This window comes from Wenyingzhuangia gilva, assembly GCF_030519655.1.
In the GTDB taxonomy this organism is placed as follows: Bacteria; Bacteroidota; Bacteroidia; order Flavobacteriales; family Flavobacteriaceae; genus Wenyingzhuangia; species Wenyingzhuangia gilva.
In genome coordinates this window covers 50,479-75,730 of record NZ_JAUMIT010000008.1, presented here as the reverse complement: position 1 = coordinate 75,730, position 25,252 = coordinate 50,479, and the positions used below count along the sequence as shown (strand labels likewise).

Sequence of the window (25,252 nt, the reverse complement as noted above, 5' to 3'; positions counted from 1 at the left end):
TATAGCACTCGGGATTTTTTTGTTATTAAAGCTTATTACCATCTTCATCGTATTCTGAATACAGATAATTATTATACGGAAAACGTTTGGTATGTATTTCACGAACCATATCAAACACCTTTTCTTTAAAATCTTCCATATTGTCTTTGTTTAAAGCTGAAATAAACACACATTCGTCTTCAATTTTAGACATCCAAGAATTTTTTAATTCCTCAAGCGTATAATGTTTTTCGGTTTTCTCAGTTACCAAATCATCTTCATCAATGGTTTCATATGTGTAACTATCAATTTTGTTAAACACCATTAAAGTTGGCTTGTTAGCGCTCTCAATTTCTTCTAAAATAAGATTTACAGAATTGATATGATCTTCAAATGTAGGATGAGAAATATCGACCACATGTAACAATAAATCTGCTTCACGAACCTCATCTAAAGTAGACTTAAAAGATTCCACCAATTGCGTAGGCAACTTTCTAATAAACCCAACCGTATCTGTCATTAAAAAAGGAATGTTCTTAATCACCACTTTACGAACCGTAGTATCTAAAGTTGCAAACAATTTATCTTCTGCAAAGACTTCACTTTTACTAATCACATTCATTAAGGTAGATTTTCCAACGTTGGTATATCCTACCAAAGCCACACGAACCATTTTACCACGGTTCTTACGCTGTACAGCCATTTGCCTGTCAATCGTCTCTAGCTTCTTTTTTAACAAAGAAATTTGATCTCTTACAATACGTCTATCCGTTTCAATTTCTGTTTCCCCAGGACCACGCATTCCGATCCCCCCTTTTTGCTTATCTAAGTGAGACCAAAGCTTGGTTAATCTTGGTAACATATATTGACATTGTGCCAAAGCCACTTGTGTTCTTGCATAACTAGTTTCTGCACGTTGCGCAAAAATATCTAAGATCAAAGTGGTTCTATCTAAAATTTTGGTATCTAAAATCTTTTCTATGTTTCTCAATTGCCCAGGAGACAACTCATCATCAAAAATAACGGTTCCTATATCGTGCGAATCAATATATGCTTTTACATCTTCTAATTTCCCAGTTCCTATAAAAGTCTTAGGATGAGGTTTTTCTAATTTTTGGACAAATCTTTTTACGGCAGTTCCACCAGCTGTGGTTACCAAAAACTCTAATTCATCTAAATATTCCGTAGACTTTGCCTCATCTTGATGCTGTGTAATGACACCCACCAATACTGTTTTTTCCGAGGTTACTTTCTTTTCTTCTATCATGCTACAAAGGTACATAATTCCCACAGTTTCAACACAAATAGATTTTATGGAAAATGATGCGTTTTTATAGTGATATTAACGAAGCTTTCTTTGACATTTTTATTGAATAAAGATATCTTTACCACTCTAAAAAATACTCCAAGTGACCAAAGAAAATTTATTTTCAATTGCTTTTTACAATACCGAAAACCTGTTTGATTATAAGGATGATGCCCACACACTAGACACTGATTACACCCCTAGCGGTCGTAAAAAATGGGGACATTACAGATACCAACATAAGGTAAACAAAATTGCAAAAGTCATTTCTAAAATAGGAACTACAGATTGCATGTTCCCTCCTGTTTTGGTAGGTTTGGCCGAAGTAGAAACCAAACAAGTTGCTCTTGATATTATTCACTCCGAAGTTTTAAGATATTTAAATTACGATTGCGTTCACTACGACTCTCCTGATGAAAGAGGAATTGATGTAGCACTTTTATATCACAAAGATTTTTTTGAGTTGATTTCATCAGAAGCCATTCCTGTGCAAGTTTTTGAAACCAACGGAATAAAAGATGACACCAGGGATATTCTTTATGTACAAGGAAATTTATATGGAGAGCTGACTCATGTTTTTGTAAATCACTGGCCTTCTAGAAGAAAAGGAGTGGATAAAACTCATTTAAAAAGAATTGCATTAGCCAATATTTTAAAATATCGAATTGATCAAATTTTAGCAGAAGATCCAGAAGCCAAAATTATAATTATGGGAGATTTTAATGACGATCCAAGCTCTGAAAGTATTGCAAATCATTTGGTTTCAGATCGCATTAAAAACCCGATGGAAAAACTCTTAACCCCTAAACAAGGAACCTTAATTCACAATGGTGTTTGGCACTTGTTCGACCAAATTTTGTACAGCAGTACTTTTGATAAAGAACAAGGAAATCAATTTAAAAAAGCCGCTATTTATAACGAAGACTTTTTAACAGATTGGACAGGTAGAAACAAAGGAGAACCCTTAAGAACCTATATCGGTAAATTTTACAGAGGAGGTTTTAGCGATCATTTTCCAGTCTATGCTATTTTTAAAAAATAGCGTACTTTTAAGACAAACGAACTTAGTTTGATTAGTGAACTTTTAAAAAACTTAGCACAACAACAAAAAGAAGGTCTAACCAAAGGTTATCTTAAAGGGATTTTTACTTCTCAAAGATTTCATTCTTTTGTTCCTTATTCTAGAGAAGATGAAAATATCTTTTTCTCTAGCGCGATTGTTTTTATTTTAAATGAACACTATTCTTCAATTCCAAACAACTTAAAACCTATTGTTGATGATATTACCAAACAAGTAATTCATTGCTATCCTAATTTTAAAAATTTTAAAGGAGGAAAAACCTATAATTTTTTTAAAACCAATCCGATGGATTTTTTTCCAAACGGAAAAATTATGCAATACTTTAAGTTTTTTAAACTTGCCGATGATGCTGATGACACCGTATATATTTACCTAACAGATCCTAAGAAAAAAAAACATGAATGGTTAAAAGAAAAATTAATTAAACATGCCAATGGAACTTTGCAATGGAATTTCCACAAAAGAACTCAATACAAGAATTTAAGAACTTACGCTGTCTACTTTGGTAAAAAAATGCCCATTGAAATAGATGCTTGTGTATTGACAAATATTCTTTTATGGTCTTCTAAAAACAAACTTAAAGTTTGCAAACAAGACAAAGATTCTATTAGTTATTTACTTAAAACGGTCACCTCAAAAGATTATGTAAATTACCCTTATTTAATCTCACCTTGTTATCCAACAACAGCTCAAATTTGTTACCACTATAGTAGATTGATAAAAACGACAGACAAACATCATTTGTTATCTATTTTAAGAATTATTTTAATTGACGACATCAAAACCATTCTTAAAAAACCTCAATCTTTTATTGATCAAGTATTTTATCATATTGCCTTGTTAAACCTAGGCGTAAACCCCACAAGAAAACTTCGATATCAATTAAATGATGTTCTTAAAAACACCAATTATTTTTATACTTCCATTCCATTGATGATCCCAAAATTATGGGCAAGAAAAATTCAGAAATATAAAATTTCTCAATTTTTAGGACTCCGAACAAAATGCGATGGATATACAACCGCACTTTTATTGGAATATGAATTGCTTTATAAAAACATGATTCAAACCTCCATAGATTAAGACAAATAAGTCCATAAAAAAAGGCCATCTTTTACAAGACAGCCTTTTTAAATATTTATATGGAAAATGTGATTAGATTTGAGCAGCTAACCAATCTCCAACTTCTTTAGTTCCGTAAGATTTACCTCCATTAGCTAAATCCTCAGTAACATAACCTTCTTCTAAAGCTTTGTTAACTGCAGCTCTAATAGCAGCACCTTCTTCTTGTAATCCAAAGTTTTCAAACATCATCGCAGCAGATAAAATAGTTGCCATTGGATTTGCAATATTTAATCCTGTAGCTTGTGGATAAGAACCGTGAATAGGCTCAAATAAAGCGATATCAGCTCCCATAGAAGCAGATGGCATTAATCCCATAGATCCTGAAATTACAGAAGCCTCATCAGTTAAAATATCTCCAAATAAGTTTTCAGTAATTAAGACATCATAAGAGTTAGGCCATTGTACCAAACGCATAGCTACTGCATCAACAAATTCGTATGTAACAGTTACTTCTGGATAATCTTTTTCCATTGCTTGTACAGTTTCTCTCCACAAACGAGACGTTTCTAATACGTTGGCTTTATCTACACAACATAATTTTTTAGAACGAGTCATTGCCAATTCGAAACCTTTTTTAGCCAAACGTTGTACTTCTTCTCTTGTGTATACACAGTTATCATAAGCAGTATCTCCACCATCTCTTCTTCCTTTTTCACCAAAGTAAATTCCTCCAGTTAATTCACGTAAGAAAACCAAATCAGTTCCTTCAATACGCTCTCTTTTTAAAGGAGATTTATCTAATAAAGATGGGAAAGTAAAAGTTGGACGTACGTTCGCAAACAATCCTAATTTTTTTCTCATTTTTAATAATCCTTGCTCAGGACGAACTGGTGCAGAAGGATCATTATCATATTTTGGGTGACCAATAGCTCCAAATAAAACAGCATCAGAAGCTGCACAAATTTCGTGAGTTTCATCTGGATAAGGTTCTCCAACTGCATCAATAGCAGCAGCTCCTGTTAAGGCTGGTTTCCAAGTTATTTCATGTCCAAATTTTGCCGCAACTGCATCAGAAACTTTTACTGCCTGATCAATTACTTCTGGTCCAATTCCGTCACCAGCTAATAATGCAATGTTTAATTTCATTTTATTTATTTATTAAAGTTTGCAAGTTTATAAATTTTATAAAGTTTATAAAGCCTAAAAAAACAATGATGTTCCCTTTTACTTTACCACTTTCTAACCTTTATGAACTTATATAATATTCAACATTTTTTCGGTTGCCATGATTGCAGATACTGTTTGATCTGAATCTAAACCACGGGTTTTATATTCTTTTCCGTTTAAGTTCCAAGTAATGACTGTTTCACACAATGCATCTGAATTAGAACCAGGGGGTATACGAACGGCATAATCCGTTAGCATTGGCAAAACTAATCCTTTTTTATCATAAATTTTGCGTAATGCTTTGATAAATGCATCATATTGACCGTCTCCACTAGCACTCTCCTCAACAACTTCTCCTTCAAAAGAAACTGATACAGTTGTTGAAGGTTTTAATCCTTTTGCATGCGTTAACACATAAGATTCTACCTTTACTTTTTCTGCTATGGTATTTGAATTTAACACATCAGAAATAATATATGGCAAATCGTTTTGAGTTACCAATTCTTTTTTATCTCCTAATTCAATAACTCTTTGTGTTACCAATTTTAATTCCTCATCATTCAGACTCAACCCTAAATCTTGTAAGTTTTTTTGAATATTGGCTTTCCCTGATGTTTTTCCTAGGGCATATTTACGCTTGCGTCCAAAACGTTTTGGCAACAAATCATTGTAATATAAATTCTTTTTATTATCTCCATCCGCATGGATTCCTGCTGTTTGAGTAAATACATTTTCCCCCACAATAGGTTTACTTTCTGGAATTTTAAATCCTGAAAAAGCCTCAACCATTTTACTTACTTTGTACAAAGCTTTCTCATTTACATCAACTAAGTAATCTGGCATAAAATCATTTACCACTGCCACTACACTTGCCAAAGGAGCATTTCCTGCACGCTCTCCCATTCCGTTTAAGGTTAAATGCAAACCGTCAGTACCTCCTTTAATGGCTTCCATCGCATTGGCAACACTTAAATCATAATCGTTATGACAGTGAAAATCTACATGTAATGTTGGGTATTTATCTTTAATTTCTTTGATATAATCAAAAGATTCTTGAGGTGTTAAAATCCCCAAAGTGTCTGGCAACATCACTCTTTTTACAGGTTGCGTAACTATAAAATCTAAATATTGATACACGTATTCTCTAGAATTACGCATTCCATTAGACCAATCTTCCAAATATACATTGGTTTCAATTCCGTTTTCGTGGGCTTGTTTTACAGCGTCAGCAATTTCAGAAAAATGTTGTTCAGGTGTTTTTCTTAACTGATGTTCTAAATGATTCATAGAACCTTTAGTCAACAAATTTTGCACTTTAGCACCAGCTTCAATCATCCATTGAATAGAGGTTCCTTTATCAACAAAAGTTAACACTTCAATTTTATTGATGTGACCATTTTCACGTGCCCAATCAGTAATATTTTTAACAGCATTAAATTCCCCTTGAGACACACGTGCCGAGGCAATTTCAATACGATCTACCTTTAATTCCTCTAATAATAACTGAGCAATTGTTAATTTTTCGTTTGCTGCAAAAGACACTCCTGAGGTTTGTTCACCATCACGAAGTGTAGTATCCATTATTTCTATTTTCTTTCTGCTCATGATATAAAGCTAATTTTTAAGGCATTTCTTTTTAAAGTCTGATTTACAATCAGTTTATTTAAAAAGCTCCTAAAAAAACACGGAAGGCAAAGATAAAAAAAGCGTTTCACAATTAAGTAAAACACTTTTAAAATATCTAATAAAGTCTCTTTCTCAATTTCCCTAACATAAACCCAAAACCAATTCCATAAAAGCTCTTTTTCTGATTTAATATAACTTTTGGTGAAATATGTAACCCCACCATAGAAAAAACACTTATCTCCAACCTTGGATTTAAAATTAAACCAATTGTTTGATAGCTATTTCTATCATAGTCATAATAATAACCATGATCTGTTTGTTGGCCTCTAACATAATTTTCCTCAATATCACTCCACATCATGACTAAACCTCCAGACAAGTTTAACCTAATCCTGTTAGATTTTTTAAATTGCACAATTTTACCAGCAGTTAGATATGTGTATGCTGATCCATCAATACCACTAAAACCTATATCGTCAGAATCATCTATATCATCAGGATAATTTTCAGCTTCGTGAAGCATCCATCCAGCACCTACAGAAACAGATAATTTATTTTTACTAATGAATGTTATATTTCCATCCATTCCTATATAGTTCCCAAGCTCTAAGGCACTCGATAAATACAATGAGTTTACTTCTTGTGCATATCCATACTTTATGAACATGAGCAACACAATTACTATTCTTTTCATTTTCTTTTTCAAACAAATGTAAACTTTTATATAGAACAGCTATCAAAACAATTTAATTCAAACAAAAAAAGCGTTTCACAATTAAGTGAAACGCTTTTAAAATTATAAAGAATGTTCTCTTTTTAAAGAAACATCTATCTAGAAAGGTCTTTTACTTGCAAATTCAGTAATTTCTCCTTCAATGTTTTTTAGGTAATCGATATCATCAAAACCGTTTAACATGTTATCTTTTTTGTAAAGATTGATATCAAAAGATTCAGACTCTCCAGTTGCTAACAAAGTAACAGTTTGATTAGGTAAATCAACTTTAATTTCTGTTTTAGGATCTGCTTCAATTGCTGCAAATAATTTATCAGCAAATTCAGCTGATACTTGTACAGGTAAAACCCCTACATTTAAACAGTTGTTTTTAAAGATATCTGCAAATTCAGACGAAATTACGCAACGTAATCCAAAATCATATACAGACCAAGCTGCATGCTCTCTAGAAGAACCTGAACCAAAGTTACGTCCTCCTACTAAAATTTTAGATCCAGCATATTTTTCTTGATTTAATGGAAAATCTGCTTTAGGTGTTCCATCTGCATTAAATCTCCAGTCACGGAAAAAGTTAATATCAAAATCTACACGCTCAGTTGCTTTTAAGAAACGAGCAGGAATGATTTGATCTGTATCCACGTTTTCAATTGGTAGTGGGTAAGCTGTACTTGTTAATACTTCAAATTTATCGTAAGCCATTGTATTCTATTTTTTAAGCGTTAGCGTTAGCAGTTAAGATTGTTCTTGGGTCAGTTACCACACCTTCAACAGCAGAAGCCGCAGCCACTAATGGAGAAGCTAATAAAGTTCTAGATCCTGGTCCTTGACGTCCTTCGAAGTTACGGTTAGAAGTAGAAACAGATAATTTTCCTGCTGGAATTTTATCATCGTTCATCGCTAAACATGCAGAACATCCTGGCTCTCTTAATACAAAACCTGCTTCTGTAATAATTTTATCTAATCCTTCTTCTTTAATTTGATCTACTACTTTGTGAGATCCTGGTACCAACCAAGCAGTTACGTGATCTGCTTTTTTACGTCCTTTTACAACTGAACAGAAAGCTCTAAAGTCTTCTATACGTCCGTTAGTACAAGATCCTAAGAATACAAAATCAATCTTTTTACCAATCATAGTATCTCCTTCGTGGAAATTCATATAACCTAAAGATTTTCTATAAGTCTCTACCCCTCCTTTTAAAGATTCTGCAGTAGGAATATCTTTTGTTACGCCCATTCCCATTCCTGGGTTTGTTCCGTAAGTAATCATTGGTTCAATATCTGCTGCATCGTAGTTAAATTCTGCATCAAAAGTTGCTCCTTCATCAGTTTTTAATGTTTTCCAGTATTCCATTGCCTTATCCCAATCAGCTCCTTTTGGAGTTTGAGAACGACCTTTGATATACTCAAAAGTTTTTTCATCTGGAGCAATCATACCACCACGAGCACCCATCTCAATAGATAAGTTACAAACAGTCATACGACCTTCCATCGTCATATCTTCAAAAACATCTCCTGCATACTCTACAAAGTAACCTGTAGCTCCAGAAGTAGTTTGTTTAGAAATAATATACAAAGCAACATCTTTAGGAGTTACTCCTAATCCTAGTTTACCATTTACGTTGATACGCATTTTCTTAGGCTTAGATTGCATGATACACTGAGTAGATAATACCATTTCTACCTCAGAAGTACCAATACCAAAAGCAATGGCACCAAAAGCTCCGTGAGTTGATGTATGTGAATCTCCACAAACAATTGTTGCACCTGGCAAAGTAATTCCATTTTCAGGACCTACTACGTGTACAATTCCATTGTTAACATCTCCTAATCCCCAGTGAGAAATTCCATGCTTTTTTGCATTTCTTTCTAAAGCATCTAACTGGTTTGCAGACAATGCATCCTCAACAGGTAAATGTTGGTTAATGGTTGGTGTGTTGTGATCCGCAGTAGCAAAAGTACGCTCAGGGTACAATACACTGTTTCCTCTACTTTCTAATCCTAAAAATGCTACTGGACTTGTAACTTCATGGATAAAATGACGGTCTATAAAGAACACATCCGGTCCGTCTTGTACGTGACGTACGACATGTGAATCCCAAACTTTGTCAAATAATGTTGTTGCCATATTGATTTCGACTTATTTATTGTTTTCTATTATGGTTGCAATTCAATGAATTACAGGTCGGCAAATTTACAAAAAAAGCAAGGATAACCAATTAGACTCCCTCTAAATTATTACGATACCCAAAATAAGCAAACCAAAAGTTTAAACAACCAATAATAAAAGCAACAATTTTTAATCAAATTACAAGAAACATATATTTTACAAGGTCTGTAGATTAATTTTTCCTGAACTTTAAAATTCTTTTACAACATAAAACTGCAATGCTTATCTTTATCATACCCAAACCAAACTCATGAAATTTATTAAGTGTGAAAGTTGCCATCATTATAATCCCATAAAATCTGAATATCAGATATTTTGTGATGCTTGTGGAAAAAAAATTTCAAACAATTTTAAAGCTTGGCAACAAAAATATCCTAATAAAAATCTGGAAGATTATAAAATTGCTGTAGGTGTTGACAAACAAGCGACTAAACCTAAGCCTAAAAAGATAAGCTTAAAAAAGATATTACAAATTACATTTATTGTCATTTGTTCTTCAATAGGTGCATATTTTGGGAAACAACAAAGTTCTAAATTGTATTCATTTTTTCATGAATTAGCATATCCAACTTCTGAATTATTGAAACAAGATTGGAAAAGACAATATTTTGCAAACAAAAAAGCCTCCCTAGAATCTCCATATCTTTTGACAAAGGAAACCGCTGAATTAGCGTTACCCGATGAAGTAAAGCAACTGGTACTTAAAATGAGTAACTATACTTACACAGAAAACCCTAATTATAGTATAGCACTTACTGTTATTGAATATAACCAAGCAATAGAAAACATGAGTTTAAAGGCTGGTTCTGATGGCTCTATTACTGAAGTTCTAAACAGAACAAATGGAACAGATTTATATTATTCAGATTCTGATACTTTTATCAACCAATACCCGGCTCTTGTTAAAAAAGGGAATTTTAAGAGTGATGGCAACGAAATTTATTTTAAAAGCATTACTTGTTCTAGAAACAACAAACAAGCAATTCACTTAATTGCCTTATGGATAGGAAAAAACGAAGATTATGAATTAATTACCGAAAGGCTTTTTAATTCTTTTGATGTAAGATAATTTTTATCCTTTTCCTGCTACCACCAAAACAATTTCTCCTTTAGGAGGTTTGTTAGTATAATGTGCTACCAATTCGATTAAAGTTCCTCTTTGGGTTTCTTCAAACATTTTAGTCAACTCTCTAGATACTGAAGCCTGTCTGTCTGCCCCTAAATATTCAGATAAATGAGTTAATGTTTTTACCAATTTATGAGGAGATTCATATAAAATAATGGTTCTTACTTCTTCTGCTAAAATCTGTAAACGTGTTTGACGTCCTTTTTTAACAGGCAAAAAACCTTCGAATACAAATTTTTCATTAGGCAAACCTGAATTGACCAAAGCAGGTACAAAAGCCGTTGCTCCTGGCAAACAATCTACCTCAATACCATTTTGAATACAAGCTCTTGTTAACAAGAAACCTGGATCTGAAATGGCTGGAGTTCCTGCATCAGAAATTAATGCAACTGTAGTTCCTCCTTTTATTTTTTGAATGATTTGTTCTACTGTTTTATGCTCATTATGCATATGATGACTTTGCATATGAGTGGTAATATCATAATGCTTCATCAACTTTCCGCTTGTGCGTGTGTCTTCTGCCAATACCAAATCTACTTCTTTTAAAACTTTTATGGCTCTAAAAGTCATATCTTCTAAATTTCCAATAGGTGTAGGAACTAAATATAATTTCATTTGTTTTGGTATTATATAACTTTATCAACTTCTTAAAGCAAGTATTTATCGCTTTATGATTCTTTTTACAATTCTTTTCTCTTTATTCTGAATCAATAAAATATAAATTCCAGGAGCTAGTTGATTAAAATTTAATTCTTTTGAGAACACAGTCTTTATATCATAAAAATTTTCAGAATACACCACTTTACCAGAAGTATTATATACAGAAACCTTTACCAAGCCATCTGCCATTCCAACAATTTTCACTATATCTGTAAAAGGGTTTGGATCTGTAACAAAACCCTCTAAATCATCTTTAGAATACAAAGGGCTCTCTAAAGCTGGTGAATTTAATAAATCTACTCTTCTGGGAGAGTTATTCAACACAGCTATCATTCTATCTTTTTGATTTTGGGTAAAAGTATCCATGCAACCATCGGTAGTATAATCCATGTAATTTTCTACCATATCGTTTCCTAAACCATCATTTAAACAAGTATCATACGCTTGACTACAATCGTAATGTTCTTCTGTTGCATCTGGAGTATCCAAACAATAATCACCATTTTCACAAGTATCCGTATCTCCCCAAATATGTCTTAGCCCTAACCAATGTCCAACCTCATGTGTGGTTGTTCTTCCTTCGCTGTACTGATTATTCATTAAAAAAGAACGATCATTTTTAGACCAAGCTCCAAAAGCATGAAAGGAAATCACAACACCATCGGTAGCAGCACTTCCTCCAATCACATCTATACCTTGTAATCCTGAGTTACTAGGGAACTGTGCAAAACCTAACAAGTCTGACAAACCATCATCTTCTACTTTTTCTCCCCCCATTCTAATGGTCCAAATATTTAAGTACTTTGTAGGATCCCATTGCGTTTCTCTTTTCATTTTTTGTACATCTGCATAGTTTTCCCAATCAGCACCTCCATCATTTAAACCACCTTCAAATTTATTGGCTATATCATCGGTATAAGGCGTAATTTCATGTCTAATTATTCCCGTAGTTTCTAAGCCATCTGGATCTTGTTTTGCTAACACAAAATTAATTTCAACATCTACGGCCTTTCCTGTAGAGTTATTGCCCCCAGGAGTCCCTACCATTCTTCTGTAATCCTGATTCAAAATCTCAATTTGAGATCTTGCCTGCGCATCCGATATATTTTCTCCCGTTACATTTCCTGGAGTATTTATTTCATCACCATTATGAACAATGTGAATCACCACAGGAATGGTATAAATCTGAGCTGCTAATCTTCCATTCGTTCTGCTCTTTTTAAGTTGTGCTACTTTAGTAGACATCCAAGATTCAAAAACTTCTTCTGAAACCTTATTAGGATTTTCCTTTGATAGTTTTTGTTCATACTCTACTGTTGCACATCTCACAAAACCAGTGGTATGCATGGCTCTTACATTTGCGTCTGTAAGTTTAAATCCTTTAGATTGATTTTGAGCAAAACCAATTGTTCCACAAAAAAAAGCAAGTAACAAGCTTACATTATAAGCTACCTTTTGAACACTAGTAGTATTTTTATCTTTTCTAATTTTTGATAGCTTCACAAGAACAGTTTGATTGATTTAATTTATGCTTTAAAATTTTGTAATACGTCTGCTATTTTACGATTGTCAGACAATTGAGGAATTTTATTTTGTCCTCCAAATTTACCAATAGACTTCATGTATTCGTGAAAACCACCTTTTTTAACTTTTGTAATCACCAAAGGTCTTAACACGCTACCTGTAATTAAATCTAAATAATAAATATTTTGTTCTTGCATAGATTTATCAATCTTAGCAGCAAAAACTTCTAAATCTTCTGGCTCTTCTACAAATTCTATAAACCACTCATGATATGGCAATCCACTTTCTGGTGTTACTTGCGGAGCTACGGTAAACTCACTCACCGTTACATCCGTTCCTACCATAGCATCATTCAAAGCTTTTTCTACTTCTTTTCCTATAACATGTTCTCCAAAAGCGGAAATAAAATGTTTGATTCTTCCCGTAACTTTTATTCTATAGGGAGCCAACGTAGTAAACTCAACGGTATCTCCAATATTATATCCCCAAAGACCAGCAGTCGTATTTAATATGATGACATAATTTACTCCTAATTCAACCTGACCAATAGACAAACGTGGTGGATTTTCTTCATAAAATTTATCCGCTGGAATAAACTCATAAAAAATACCACTGTTTAACTGCAACAACATTCCCTTTTCCGTTTGAGAATCTTGATAAGCAATAAAACCTTCGGAGGCAGGATACAATTCTACATAATCAATTTTTTTACCTATTAAACTTTCAAACTTATGTTTATAAGGCTCAAAATTTACACCTCCATAAACAAAGAAATTAAACTTTGGGAATAATTCTGAAACCGTTTTACCTGTTTTTTCTTGTAATTTTTCAAAATACATTTGCACCCAAGATGGAATTCCGCTAATGACAGACATGTCTTCATTTACGGTTTCTTCAACCACAGCATCCACTTTAGTTTCCCAATCTTCAATACAATTGGTTTTCCAACTTGGTAACCTATTTTTTTGTAAATATCCTGGTACATAATGCGCTGCTATACCACTTAATCTACCCAGTTTTACTCCTTTTAAATCTTTTAAAACGGGACTTCCTTGTAAAAACATCATTTTACCATCCACAAAAGAAGCATCGCCTGTTTCTGTAATATAAAACAACAAAGCATTACGGGCTGCCTTTACATGTGTAGGCATAGATTCTTTGGTTATAGGAATGTATTTTGCTCCAGAAGTAGTTCCTGATGTTTTTGCATAATACAAAGGACGACCTTTCCATAAAACATCAGATTCTCCTTCAACAATTCTATCTACATATGCCCTTATTCCTTCATAATCATTTACAGGAACTTGATTCTTAAAATCTTCATAGTTTTTAATAGTCTCAAAATTATGATCTTTTCCAAAAGCTGTGTCTTTGGCATTTTTAATCAAATATTGAAACACTTTTTCTTGTGTTTCTATAGGATTGTTTGCCCATTTATATACTTGCTTTCGAATAGCCTTAGCAAAAGGCAACGCTAATGTTGATTTGATACTCATTCTTAAAATTTCATAAAATTAGTTGGATCTACTGGATATCCATCTTTCCACATTTCAAAATGAAGATGTGGTCCTGTACTAAATTCTCCCGTGGAACCTACATTTGCAATTACTTGCCCCGCTTTAACTAGCGAACCTTGTGATACATTTATTCTACTATTGTGCTTGTACACCGATACATAATTATCTTGATGAACTATAATCACTACAAAACCTGTTTCTATAGACCATTCTGCAAAAACCACCGTTCCATCAGCAATTGATTTTACAGGAGCTTCTTTTGTAGCGGCAATATCTATAGCAAAATGATGCTCTACCGCATCATATGATTCTGTAATATTTCCTTGTATAGGCGTTACAAAAACCTGATCTGCTTTGTTATACTCGTAACCAAAAATACTAAAACGCTCTTCTCTTTCTACCTTTTCTCTAAATACAGAATCTAAAACAGAGGATTCTAAAGATTCTAATTCCTCTTCCGTTAAATCATCTTCTTGGAGCGCTACATCATTATTATTAAGAGAATCTTCCGAGAAATTAACTCCTTTATATTTTGCCCTAAGTGCTTCAATGGTGCTGTTTTTTTCTTGTAACAGTCCATATAACTTTTCTAACTTATGATGAATGGAATCATTGTTCATGATTCCAGATTGGTAAACAGACTCTCCTTCTTTGGTTACAAATGGCAATACGTCCATTTCAATAGCCTTATCTCCCAACAAAGCAGGTTTTATAGATTCCGTATACAATTCTAAAGCATGCATCTGCTGTTCTAAAGAATCTAAATGAAAGTTTAAATTGATGGCATTCTTTTTTAAATCAGGAGATTCAAATCCAGGGATGTATTCTTTTAAAGGAGTGTAAATAATTAATCCTGCCGTAAATGTTATTAAAAATACACTAAACAATCCACCAAAGACAAAAACATTCAAACGTGTTAATTTAAAAGAGAACTTTTCTTCAAAAGATTCTTCAGTTAAAACTACCAAACGGTATTTTTTAACCCACTTCTTTTTAATACGTCTACTTTTTTCTGCCATTTATTTTTTTGATGCTATATGATTTGTCAAAAACCAAACCACAACTAACAAATGTATTGTTTACTTTCTATTTATAAAAATTCATTAAATCTATATACTCCCAAACCTTTGGTGTTAACAAATGCTGAACACTTTTTTTATTTTTGATAGCATCTCTTATAAATGTAGAAGAAATTTCTACAATAGGAGCTTCTACAAAATGTATTTTTGGATGATTTTCTAAATTATTTTCTTGCTTTTTTTTGGTAATTCTAGGATACACAAACACTTCGTAATCTTCTAGAATGACTTCATAATTTTTCCACTTATGAAAAGATTTTAAATTATCCTCTCCCATAATAATGGCAAATTCATGCGTTGGAAATTTTTCTGATATATGCACCAAAGTATCAACCGTATAATTGGGTTGTTTTAACTTGAATTCAATATCACTTGGGTGAATGTGATCGTAATTTTCTGTGGCTTTGTACACCATTTCTAATCGATGATGATTTTCTAAAAGCGTACTTTTTTTCTTGTGAGGATTGTGAGGCGTAACCACCATCCAAACCTCATCCATGTCTGTATAATGCAACATATGGTTGGCTAAAATAACATGCCCCACATGTACTGGATTAAAAGTTCCAAAATACAAACCTACTTTCATGCTACACCAATTCTAATTGAATTCCAGACCAAAGCCCTATTCTTTTTTCAATCGCTTGTTCAGAAACTGTTAATACTTCTTGCCATTTTTGTTCATCAGTTCCACATAATTCTTCTATCATTCTTAATGATAAAGGACCGTGTTCATCGCCATCTAACTCTATATGTCTTTCTAAATAATACAACAATTTAGTATAGGCTTTATCTTGATTTTGTTTTTTTGTCTCTTTTACAATTTCTAAAAACATTTCAGGAATTACATCTTCTCTACCAAAGGTAAATGCAGCAGCAATTTCGTGTACATTTCCTCTGTCGATAATTTCAAAAGTATAAGATACAAAATCATAAACGGCTTCAGAAACCTCAACTTCTTTTAAAGCGTCTAAAACAGGAACTCCTTGTTTAATTAAGTTGATAAACAATTCAATTCTAGCCGTACTTGCTCCCACTTCTTTCATAGCCTCTAGGTACATTTCAAAATGACTCATAGGCACACCCAACTCATTTATATCTGTTTCTTCACCATGTACAATTTCATTGATAAATCTAGCTGTTACGGGGTTTTCAACAGGAATCCAAACTTTAGAAACACAGGTTAATTGTATTTGTAAGTTTTTTAACAAAGACATAAAATCCCACACAGCAAACACATGGCTTTCCATAAATTGTTTGATGTCTTGAATGCTATTTAAATCTTTGTATAATTCATGAGAATTCAGCTTATTGATAGCCGAATGTATTCTTTCTTGTACATCTTCAATCTTCATCTTTCTATTTCTTATTTATAAATGATGACACCATTTGATAAGCATCTTCTTTTGCTACTGATAAATCATTATTAATTAAAACGGTATCAAACTTTTTAGCAAAATCCATTTCTTGTTCTGCTTTGGCCACACGCATTTTAATTTTTTCTTCTGTTTCTGTTGCTCTACCTCTCAATCTTCGTTCCATTTCTTCAATAGAAGGTGGTTGTACAAAAATGGCCAAAGTTTCTTCTGGAAATTGTTTTTTAATATTTAATCCTCCAACCACATCAATGTCAAAAATTACGTGTTTTCCTTCTGCCCAAATACGAGTGATTTCAGATTTTAAAGTACCATAAAAATTATCTTTATAAACTTCTTCCCACTCCAAAAACGCCTCTTCATCCACTTTCTTTTTAAACGCTTCGGCAGATAAAAAATAATAATCTTTTCCGTTTATTTCTCCAACTCTTGGTTCACGAGAAGCTGCCGAAATAGAAAAGTCTAAAGGCAAGTCTGTTTCTGATAATAAATGACGTACAATGGTGGTTTTTCCAGAACCTGATGGTGCAGAAAACACAATTAATTTTCCTGAAGCCATGTTACAAAACGTTTAATATTTGTTCTTTAATTTTTTCTAATTCATTTTTCATTTGCACCACTACTTGTTGCATTGGAGCATAATTAGATTTTGATCCTGTAGTATTGATTTCTCTTCCTATTTCTTGAACAATAAATCCTAATTTTTTACCATCAGAAATTTCATTATTTAATTCTTTTAAGAAATATTCTAAGTGATTTGCTAAACGAACTTTTTCTTCGTTGATGTCTAATTTTTCTAGATAATAAATCAACTCTTGTTCAAATCTATTTTCATCAACTTTTACTTCTAAATCATCAATGGCTTTGCGTAATTTTTCTTTTACTGCTACCATTCTATCCTCATCGTGTTGATCTACTTCTTTAGATAAATCTTGAATATTTTGAATGCGCTCTCTAAAATCTACTTCTAAAGATTCTGCTTCGTCTTTACGGAATTGTACCAAAGCAGCAATGGCTTCATCTATTCCTTTTTCAATCAAAGCCCATTCAGCAGGATCTAATTCTTCTCTTTCAGTTTTTAAAGTATCTGGCAATCTCATCGCCATATCTAACAATTCAACATCAGTACCTGTAGCAATTTGTTTTAACTGATTCATATAATCAGCCACTACATTTACATTTACTTTGGTTTGAGAAACCTCGGCAGTCATTTCTACATAAATGGAAAAATCAACTTTACCCCTAACCACTGTATTGGCAATGGTTTTACGAACATCAATTTCTTTTTCTTTATAGTATTGAGGTATACGAACGTTTAAATCTAACAACTTACTGTTTAAAGATTTTATTTCTATAGTAACCTTTTTGGTAGGCAATTGTACAATTGCTTTCCCATATCCTGTCATTGACTGTATCATGTATCCAAAAAATTTGGCTGTAAAAATACGGATTTTACATGGGATAGACTTCTCTAGTTAGCAGTAACTTTATTCTTAGCTTCATTAGGCTTTAAGGTAACCAAATAAACCCCTACAAAAATGAGTAAAGTACAAGCTACTTTTACCCAAGAAAGCTCATCACTCCCTACCAACAAAGCAAACAAACTTGCTATTACAGGTTGGGTATATATAAAAGCGCTTACCGTGGTTGGTTTTAATTGTTTTAATCCATAAAGATTAAATAAGAAATTACAGTAAGTTGCAAACACCACTACATATGCAATTATTAAATAAATATTTAAAGGTATATTTTGCCACTCCACCATCAACACTTCCTTAAAAACAAAAGGAGTCATAAACAACAAACCAAAAGTATACAGCCATTTTACAAAAGTAATAGGATGATATTTTTCAATCATTTTTTTTGCTAAAATTAAGTACAATGCATAGCCTGATGCATTTACAAACACCAATAAATTTCCCAATGGAATATTTACTGCATTCTCTGCCACTTTTTTATCAGCAGTAGTTAACAAAAAAGCCCCCAACAACCCAATAATAATTCCTAAACCACGTTTTAACTCTAATTTTTCTTTTAAAATAATTAAGGAAAATACAAACACCAAAATAGGTGTGGTTACCATAATAACAGATGCATTAATAGGAGTTGTTAAACTAATACCTTTAAAAAAAGACAAAATATTAATAACAATGGCAATTACAGAAAGCAATGCTACTTTTGGAAAATCTTTTTTTTCTAATTCTGATGATTTTATCATAAATGATGTAATCCAAAACAATATAGTAGCCGCAAAAATTCTTACCCAAACCAAAGCATAAGGGCTTAAGTAATTTGGCATTACCCTTTTTACCAACGTGTAATTAATTCCGTAAAAAATAGCGGTACTAAAGACAGCTAATAGGGCTAGATTTCTTTTACTCATTACATCATTTTTTATCTATCAAATATCCGTAGAATATCTATTTTAGCAGTCATGAAAAAAAATAATTTATCCTTTTTTTTAGGGCCTACATTTTTACTCTTATTCTCTTGTGATTCTATTTATTACATCCAAGGAAAAAAAGGGATTCATGAGGAAACAAAAAATGTAACCTCTGAGGTAGGTGCCATATATAAGAATGAAAAAATTGCAGATAAAATTATTCAAACAGCCTTAAAATATAAAGGTGTAAACTATAGACCAGGAGGTACAGACATCTACGGTATGGATTGTTCTGGTTTTGTGCTCACTACTTTTAAAGAAAACAACATCATTCTTCCTAGAAGTTCTTTTCAACAATCTAAAGTAGGCAAACAAATTAGCTTTGAAAACCTATCCAAAGGAGATCTCATCTTTTTTAGAACCATGGGGCTAAATAGAGTAAGTCATGTTGGAATTGTGGTTGATAGAACCATGGATGATGTTCAGTTTATTCATTCCTCTTCTGAAGGTGTGATCATCTCTTCTGTCTCAGAAAAATATTGGAAAAAAGCTTATGTGAGTGGTACTAGAATTATTGAAGAATCTACTAATATTAAGTTTTTTGACAAAAATGCTGTTTTGGCTCCTATTGTATTTAATGATAGTATTTTAAACAATGAGCAAAATGCTGTTAAACCAGAAATCACATACATTGTAAAAAAAGGCGATAACCTTTACAATATTGCCCAACATTACAACAAAACAGTTTCAGAAATTAAAACAACCAATCAATTAACTTCTGACAAACTTAAAGTAGGAATGGTGTTAAAAATAGCGACTAAAATTATAGATGATATTCCATTATCTTACATTGTAAAAAGAGGAGATTCTTTATCCCTAATTGCTAAAAACCACAACACCACGGTGAATAGTATTAAAGAAATCAACAATTTAACTTCTGACAAAATTGACGTCGGAATGACCTTACTGATTTTATAAAAAAATTAATTTACTATCTTCCACCAAAAGTTACCTTTTACGCTATGGATCAAAAACATATTTTAGTCATTAGGATGTCTGCCATGGGAGATGTTGCTATGACGGTACCCGTGATTAAAACCCTAATTGCTCAACACCCAAATATTAAAATTACTCTAGTTTCTAAAGGATTTTTAAAACCTCTTTTTGATGATATTGAACAAGTAACTTTTTTTACAGCCGATGTAAAAGGAAAACACCGAGGATTTAAAGGAATTTACAAACTTTACAAAGAATTAAAGTCCTTAAATTTTGATGCAGTAGCAGATTTACACAATGTATTACGTTCTAAACTTTTAAGAACTTTATTTAAACTAGACGGAACCAAAGTAGCATTTATCAACAAAGGTAGAGCAGAAAAAAAAGCTTTAACTTCTTTAAAAAATAAAGTTTTCAAACCTTTAACCAGTACCCATCAACGATATGCAGATGTTTTTGCGTTATTAGGTTATTCTGTAGATTTAGAAAAACCATCGTTAAAAAACAAAGAGATTCTAACAGATGATTTAAAAGCTTTATTCAATTATCAACCCGATGAGAAAATAATTGGAATTGCTCCTTTTGCAGCTCATGAAGGAAAAAAATATCCTATAGAACAGATGGAAGAAGTGATTGAGAATTTGAGCAAACAACATAAAATTTTATTATTTGGTGGTGGACAAGAAGAAATTGAAGCTTTAAACAACATCACCCAAAAATACAGCAACACTTTTTCTGTGGCCGGAAAAATAAAATTAAAACAAGAACTTGCCATTATTAGCAACTTATCTTTGATGATAAGCATGGATAGTGGTAACGGACATTTTTCTGCTTTGTACGGAGTACCAACCATTACCATTTGGGGAGCTACACATCCTTATGCAGGATTTGCTCCTTTTCATCAAGAAGAAAATTGTATCACAGCAGACAGAACAAAATTTCCTTTACTACCAACATCCGTTTATGGAAACAAAATAATTCCTGGCTACGAAGATGTAATGAAAACCATCACTCCTAAATCCATCATTTATAAAGTTTTATCAACAATTATTTAGATTTGTTAATAAGTTTAAACAGTTTCTATTCTAGTTTCTTAACAATCTATTTATTTTTGATTTTCAATAAATAAATGAAGAACATGCAAGTATCAGGAAAAATTAAATTAATTAACGACACGCAAACATTTGGAGCTAGCGGATTTAGAAAAAGAGAAGTAGTTATTACTACCGATGAACAGTATCCACAAATGTTAATGATTGAGTTTGTACAGGATAAAGTAGATATTTTAGATGCTTACAAAGTAGGACAAGATGTAACTATTTCTATTAACCTTAGAGGTCGCGAGTGGATCAACCCACAAGGAGAAGCGAAATACTTTAACTCTATTACAGGTTGGAGAATTGAAGCGACTGCACCAGCTGCTCAAGGAGGAGAAGCACCTGCAACTTTTGAAACGACTTCTATTGCTCAAAATGAAGAACCAGACGATTTACCTTTCTAAGAAAATCATCTCAACAATATTTAAAACGCTTTCAATAAAATTGAAAGCGTTTTTGTATTAAACCTATTTGAAATGTAACCAAATGTATTTATTAGACCAAAATTCTATAGAATTTCCACATCCTAATCTTGCGAACGAAGATGATATTCTTGCCATTGGCGGAGATTTATCTACAAAGCGTTTATTGGTCGCTTACCAAAAAGGAATTTTCCCTTGGTATTGCGATGGAGAACCAATAATTTGGTACAGTCCGGCATGGCGAATGGTTTTAGACCCTAGACATTACAAACCATCAAAAAGTTTAAAACAAATCATCAAAAAAAATATTTTTACGGTTACTTTTAATCAGCATTTTAAAGAAGTAATTCACAACTGTAAAACCATTAATAGATATGATGGCTTAGGTACTTGGATTACCGATGACATGCAACAAGCTTATATTAATCTTCACGAATTGGGGATTGCAAAATCAGTAGAGGTTTGGCATAACAACGAATTAGTTGGTGGTTTGTACGGCATAGATCAACAACATGTTTTTTGTGGGGAAAGCATGTTTAGCAAAGTAAGTAACGCCTCTAAAATTGCTTTTGCTTGGTTAAATAATTATTTAGTTGAAAACAACTATGATCTGTTAGATTGCCAAGTACATAATGAGCATTTAGAAAGTTTAGGAGCCTACGAAATTCCAAGACAAGAATTTTTAGATATTTTAACAAAAAAGAAGCTTTAACACTTTCCAACTTTTATCTTTTTAACTTGATGAACAAACCCTTATCTTTGAGCCGTTTTAACCCCAAAGGGTCATCTTAAATTAAACCATCAAAAATGGATATTAAAAACGCACAACTTGATGTTGACAAATGGATAAAAGAACATGGAGTTCGTTATTTTAACGAACTAACCAACATGGCTCAATTAACTGAAGAAGTTGGAGAAGTTGCCAGAATTATTGCTCGTCGTTACGGAGAACAATCAGAAAAAGAAAGTGATAAAAACAAAGATTTAGGAGAAGAATTATCTGATGTTTTATTTGTGCTTTTGTGTTTGGCAAATCAAACGGGAGTAGATTTACAAGCTGCTTTTGATGCCAAATTAGATTTAAAAACAAAACGTGATCACGATCGTCATCATAACAATAAAAAACTACAATAATGGCCAATCAAAAAGTAAAAAAAATAGCAAGTACACCTTTGTGGAAATTAGCTATTAGATTCATGATTTCTTTCGGATTTATTTTAGCCATTGTTTTTACAGCAGCAGAATTGTTTAAAAACGGAAACTTAAATGCTATTTCAGAAAGTTTTGAAGATGATACTTGGATTCCTTTTGTAGCAACAAGAGTTGCAATTATTATTGGTTATGGATTTGTAATGGCTTTTTTAACTAAAAGTAAGGCTAAAAATATTATATAATGGCACATGCAGATATAGGAACAAAATTCCTTAAAAAATATAATGGAACGGTAAACGATGCTTTTCAAATTACCGGTTCTAAAAGTGAAAGTAATCGTTTGTTAATTTTACAAGCCTTATACCCAAGTATCAACATTAGTAATTTATCTAATTCTGATGACACTAATTTGATGCAAAACGCATTAAAATCAAAAGAAAAAGAAATCAACATTGGACACGCAGGAACTAGCATGCGTTTTTTAACCAGCTATTTTGCAGTAAAACCAAACTCAGAAATTATTTTAACAGGATCTGCAAGAATGCAAGAACGTCCTATTAAAATTTTAGTAGATGCTTTGCGTTCTTTGGGAGCAAATATTGAATATGTTAAAAATGATGGATTTCCTCCTTTAAAAATTACAGGAACTACTTTAACAGCTAACAAAGTTAAAATTGATGGTAGTGTAAGTAGTCAATACATTTCATCTTTATTATTGATTGCTCCTACTCTACCTGATGGACTAACCATCGAATTTGAAGGAAAAATTACTTCTATCCCTTATATTCAAATGACTTTAAGTTTACTGAATGATTTAGGGGTATCTACCAATTTTGAAGGACAATTTATTACGGTTCAACCAACTCAAACAATTAAAAATACAGAGTTTACAGTTGAGTCTGATTGGAGTTCTGCTTCTTATTCTTACGGATTGGTTGCGTTATCAGAAAACGGAAAACTTGACATTTCATCATATAAAGAAAACAGTTTACAGGGAGATTCTGTATTACAAGAAATTTATAAAGAATTTGGAGTAAATACCAGTTTTAAAGGACATACCATCACTTTAGAAAAAGTTAAAAACTTCACTTTACCAAAACGTGTTGAATTTGATTTGGTACAAGCTCCAGACATTGCTCAAACCATTGCCGTAACTGCTTTTGGATTGGGAGTAGAGTGTCACATGACAGGTTTACATACTTTAAAAATTAAAGAAACCGATAGAATTATTGCGCTGTACAACGAGTTATCAAAACTTGGAGCCACTATTGAATATACAGATGAAACTTTAACAGTAAAAGCTTTTAACGGAACCATAAATAGTGACGTACACATTTCCACTTATAACGATCACCGAATGGCCATGGCTTTTGCTCCATTATTATTAAAAACAAACATTAATATTGATGATGCGGGAGTCGTTTCTAAATCTTATCCTAGTTTTTGGGATGATTTTGAAATATTTCAGTAACTAAAAGTACCAAAGTACTGAGTATTCAGTCTATAGTTTTATAAACGCTCATAAATTCAATGAATTTATGAGCGTTTTGTTTAAAAATAAAAAATTTAAAAACAGCTATAGCACCATATAAACACTCGTTCTCAGTACTTAATACTCGTTGCTCTTTACTGTAAAATAAAAAATAAACCTCAATATGCTTGACAACGCCTATCTCAGGATTGTATATTTGCAGCCTTATCTAAAAACAACATATACATGAAGTTATCTGCATTTCATTTTGATTTACCTGATGAACTTATCGCTAAGTATCCAGCGGAGTACAGAGATGAATCTCGTTTAATGGTCTTGAACAGAAAAGAACAAACCATAGAACACAAACAATTTAAAGATGTTATTGACTACTTTGATGATGGTGATTTGATGATTTTAAACAACACCAAAGTTTTTCCAGCTCGTATGTACGGGAACAAAGAAAAAACTGGTGCTAGAATTGAAGTTTTCTTATTACGTGAATTAAATGCTGAAAACCGTTTATGGGATGTTTTGGTAGATCCTGCTCGTAAAATTAGAATTGGGAACAAATTATTTTTTGGTGAAGATGACTCATTAGTAGCAGAAGTAATTGACAACACCACTTCTAGAGGACGTACTTTACGTTTTTTATATGATGGGTCTTACGAAGAATTCAGACAAAAATTAGAAGATTTAGGAGAAACACCAATCCCTAAACATTTAGAAAGAGATGTTGAAGAACAAGATGCTGAGCGTTTCCAAACTATTTACGCAAAAGAAGAAGGTGCTGTTGCAGCTCCAACGGCTGGATTGCATTTTTCTAAACATTTAATGAAACGTTTAGAAATTAAAGGAGTAGATTTTTCTGAAATCACTTTACATATTGGTTTAGGAACTTTTAATCCTGTTGAAGTTGAAGATTTATCTAAACACAAAATGGATTCTGAACAAATGATGGTTTCAGAAAAAACTTGTGAAGAAGTAAATAATGCTATCGATAAAAAACGCAGAGTTTGTGCTGTAGGTACTACTGTAATGCGTGCTATTGAATCTACTGTTTCATCAAATGGAAGATTAAATCCTTATGATGGATGGACCAATAAATTTATTTTCCCTCCTTACGATTTTAGCATTGCCAATGCAATGATTACCAACTTTCACCCTTCTAAATCAACCTTAATGATGCAGGTAGCCGCTTTTGCTGGTTATGATTTCTTAATGAAAGCTTATAAAGAAGCGATTAAAGAAGGATACAAATTTAGTACTTACGGAGATGCAATGTTGATTATCTAATCAACTTAATAAGAACATAAAAAAGGGTTCAA

At 32.4% G+C, this 25,252-nt stretch carries 26 protein-coding genes; 11 read left to right on the top strand and 15 right to left on the bottom strand.

Annotation, left to right across the window (positions count from 1 at the left end; genetic code table 11):
- Positions 1–25: 25 nt before the first annotated feature.
- Positions 26–1,246, bottom strand: a complete 1,221-nt coding sequence (gene hflX / locus QVZ41_RS13485) for a GTPase HflX (protein ID WP_302885160.1) — start codon at positions 1,244–1,246, stop codon at positions 26–28.
- Between the two features lie 142 nt (positions 1,247–1,388).
- On the opposite strand from hflX, the gene QVZ41_RS13480 reads away from it, so the two are divergent.
- Both QVZ41_RS13480 and QVZ41_RS13475 read left to right on the top strand, forming a co-directional pair.
- Positions 1,389–2,327: an endonuclease/exonuclease/phosphatase family protein gene (locus QVZ41_RS13480; RefSeq protein WP_302885159.1), complete on the top strand. Its 939-nt coding sequence runs from the start codon at positions 1,389–1,391 to the stop codon at positions 2,325–2,327.
- A 27-nt stretch (positions 2,328–2,354) separates the two neighbouring features.
- Positions 2,355–3,449, top strand: coding sequence for a hypothetical protein (locus tag QVZ41_RS13475; protein ID WP_302885158.1), 1,095 nt, complete (start codon positions 2,355–2,357; stop codon positions 3,447–3,449).
- 72 nt (positions 3,450–3,521) lie between these two features.
- On the opposite strand, the gene leuB is transcribed toward QVZ41_RS13475, so the two are convergent.
- The 5 genes from leuB to leuC form a co-directional block, all read right to left on the bottom strand.
- Complete coding sequence (gene leuB / locus QVZ41_RS13470) at positions 3,522–4,577, bottom strand: 3-isopropylmalate dehydrogenase (protein ID WP_302885157.1); 1,056 nt, start codon at positions 4,575–4,577, stop codon at positions 3,522–3,524.
- A gap of 108 nt (positions 4,578–4,685) precedes the next feature.
- Positions 4,686–6,203 (bottom strand): alpha-isopropylmalate synthase regulatory domain-containing protein, encoded by a 1,518-nt coding sequence (locus QVZ41_RS13465; RefSeq protein WP_302885156.1) that lies wholly within the window; start codon positions 6,201–6,203, stop codon positions 4,686–4,688.
- Positions 6,204–6,339: 136 nt separating this feature from the next.
- Entirely contained in the window at positions 6,340–6,918 is a 579-nt protein-coding gene (locus QVZ41_RS13460; RefSeq protein ID WP_302885155.1) for a hypothetical protein, read from the bottom strand.
- Positions 6,919–7,056: 138 nt separating this feature from the next.
- A complete protein-coding gene (gene leuD, locus QVZ41_RS13455; protein ID WP_302885154.1) occupies positions 7,057–7,656 on the bottom strand; it encodes a 3-isopropylmalate dehydratase small subunit in 600 nt (199 codons plus the stop codon).
- Between the two features lie 13 nt (positions 7,657–7,669).
- Complete coding sequence (leuC, locus tag QVZ41_RS13450) at positions 7,670–9,082, bottom strand: 3-isopropylmalate dehydratase large subunit (RefSeq protein WP_302885153.1); 1,413 nt, start codon at positions 9,080–9,082, stop codon at positions 7,670–7,672.
- A gap of 292 nt (positions 9,083–9,374) precedes the next feature.
- Here leuC and QVZ41_RS13445 point away from each other — a divergent pair, with 292 nt between their 5' ends.
- Positions 9,375–10,193 (top strand): hypothetical protein, encoded by an 819-nt coding sequence (locus QVZ41_RS13445; RefSeq protein ID WP_302885152.1) that lies wholly within the window; start codon positions 9,375–9,377, stop codon positions 10,191–10,193.
- 3 nt (positions 10,194–10,196) lie between these two features.
- Here QVZ41_RS13445 and rsmI read toward each other — a convergent pair whose 3' ends face one another.
- From rsmI to QVZ41_RS13400, 9 genes are all read right to left on the bottom strand, one after another.
- Positions 10,197–10,865: a 16S rRNA (cytidine(1402)-2'-O)-methyltransferase gene (gene rsmI / locus QVZ41_RS13440; protein WP_302885151.1), complete on the bottom strand. Its 669-nt coding sequence runs from the start codon at positions 10,863–10,865 to the stop codon at positions 10,197–10,199.
- Between the two features lie 45 nt (positions 10,866–10,910).
- On the bottom strand, positions 10,911–12,413 hold the full coding sequence (locus tag QVZ41_RS13435) for a M43 family zinc metalloprotease (RefSeq protein WP_302885150.1): 1,503 nt from the start codon (positions 12,411–12,413) through the stop codon (positions 10,911–10,913).
- Between the two features lie 23 nt (positions 12,414–12,436).
- Positions 12,437–13,930, bottom strand: a complete 1,494-nt coding sequence (locus QVZ41_RS13430; protein ID WP_302885149.1) for a GH3 auxin-responsive promoter family protein — start codon at positions 13,928–13,930, stop codon at positions 12,437–12,439.
- 2 nt (positions 13,931–13,932) lie between these two features.
- On the bottom strand, positions 13,933–14,970 hold the full coding sequence (locus tag QVZ41_RS13425) for a M23 family metallopeptidase (RefSeq protein ID WP_302885148.1): 1,038 nt from the start codon (positions 14,968–14,970) through the stop codon (positions 13,933–13,935).
- A 67-nt stretch (positions 14,971–15,037) separates the two neighbouring features.
- Positions 15,038–15,616, bottom strand: a complete 579-nt coding sequence (gene nadD / locus QVZ41_RS13420; RefSeq protein ID WP_302885147.1) for a nicotinate (nicotinamide) nucleotide adenylyltransferase — start codon at positions 15,614–15,616, stop codon at positions 15,038–15,040.
- Position 15,617: 1 nt separating this feature from the next.
- A complete protein-coding gene (locus QVZ41_RS13415; protein WP_302885146.1) occupies positions 15,618–16,382 on the bottom strand; it encodes a DUF3050 domain-containing protein in 765 nt (254 codons plus the stop codon).
- Positions 16,383–16,386: 4 nt separating this feature from the next.
- Entirely contained in the window at positions 16,387–16,962 is a 576-nt protein-coding gene (gmk, locus tag QVZ41_RS13410; protein WP_302885145.1) for a guanylate kinase, read from the bottom strand.
- A 1-nt stretch (position 16,963) separates the two neighbouring features.
- Positions 16,964–17,821: a YicC/YloC family endoribonuclease gene (locus tag QVZ41_RS13405; protein ID WP_302885144.1), complete on the bottom strand. Its 858-nt coding sequence runs from the start codon at positions 17,819–17,821 to the stop codon at positions 16,964–16,966.
- A 53-nt stretch (positions 17,822–17,874) separates the two neighbouring features.
- Positions 17,875–18,786, bottom strand: coding sequence for a DMT family transporter (locus QVZ41_RS13400; protein WP_302885143.1), 912 nt, complete (start codon positions 18,784–18,786; stop codon positions 17,875–17,877).
- A 51-nt stretch (positions 18,787–18,837) separates the two neighbouring features.
- On the opposite strand from QVZ41_RS13400, the gene QVZ41_RS13395 reads away from it, so the two are divergent.
- From QVZ41_RS13395 to queA, 8 genes are all read left to right on the top strand, one after another.
- Positions 18,838–19,764 (top strand): C40 family peptidase, encoded by a 927-nt coding sequence (locus QVZ41_RS13395; protein WP_302885142.1) that lies wholly within the window; start codon positions 18,838–18,840, stop codon positions 19,762–19,764.
- 44 nt (positions 19,765–19,808) lie between these two features.
- On the top strand, positions 19,809–20,837 hold the full coding sequence (locus QVZ41_RS13390) for a glycosyltransferase family 9 protein (protein WP_302885141.1): 1,029 nt from the start codon (positions 19,809–19,811) through the stop codon (positions 20,835–20,837).
- A gap of 83 nt (positions 20,838–20,920) precedes the next feature.
- Positions 20,921–21,283 (top strand): DUF3127 domain-containing protein, encoded by a 363-nt coding sequence (locus tag QVZ41_RS13385; protein ID WP_073118450.1) that lies wholly within the window; start codon positions 20,921–20,923, stop codon positions 21,281–21,283.
- Between the two features lie 82 nt (positions 21,284–21,365).
- The gene (gene aat, locus QVZ41_RS13380) at positions 21,366–22,013 is read left to right on the top strand and encodes a leucyl/phenylalanyl-tRNA--protein transferase (protein ID WP_302885140.1); all 648 of its coding nucleotides are present in this window, start codon (positions 21,366–21,368) and stop codon (positions 22,011–22,013) included.
- 95 nt (positions 22,014–22,108) lie between these two features.
- Complete coding sequence (locus QVZ41_RS13375) at positions 22,109–22,435, top strand: nucleotide pyrophosphohydrolase (RefSeq protein WP_302885139.1); 327 nt, start codon at positions 22,109–22,111, stop codon at positions 22,433–22,435.
- Positions 22,435–22,695 carry a hypothetical protein gene (locus QVZ41_RS13370; RefSeq protein WP_302885138.1) on the top strand — a complete coding sequence of 87 codons (261 nt, stop codon included), beginning with the start codon at positions 22,435–22,437 and terminating at the stop codon, positions 22,693–22,695. Before QVZ41_RS13375 ends, QVZ41_RS13370 begins: the two co-directional genes overlap by 1 nt.
- A complete protein-coding gene (locus QVZ41_RS13365) occupies positions 22,695–23,924 on the top strand; it encodes a 3-phosphoshikimate 1-carboxyvinyltransferase (RefSeq protein ID WP_302885137.1) in 1,230 nt (409 codons plus the stop codon). Before QVZ41_RS13370 ends, QVZ41_RS13365 begins: the two co-directional genes overlap by 1 nt.
- 246 nt (positions 23,925–24,170) lie before the next feature.
- On the top strand, positions 24,171–25,220 hold the full coding sequence (gene queA, locus QVZ41_RS13360; RefSeq protein WP_302885136.1) for a tRNA preQ1(34) S-adenosylmethionine ribosyltransferase-isomerase QueA: 1,050 nt from the start codon (positions 24,171–24,173) through the stop codon (positions 25,218–25,220).
- The last annotated feature ends 32 nt before the right edge of the window (positions 25,221–25,252 follow it).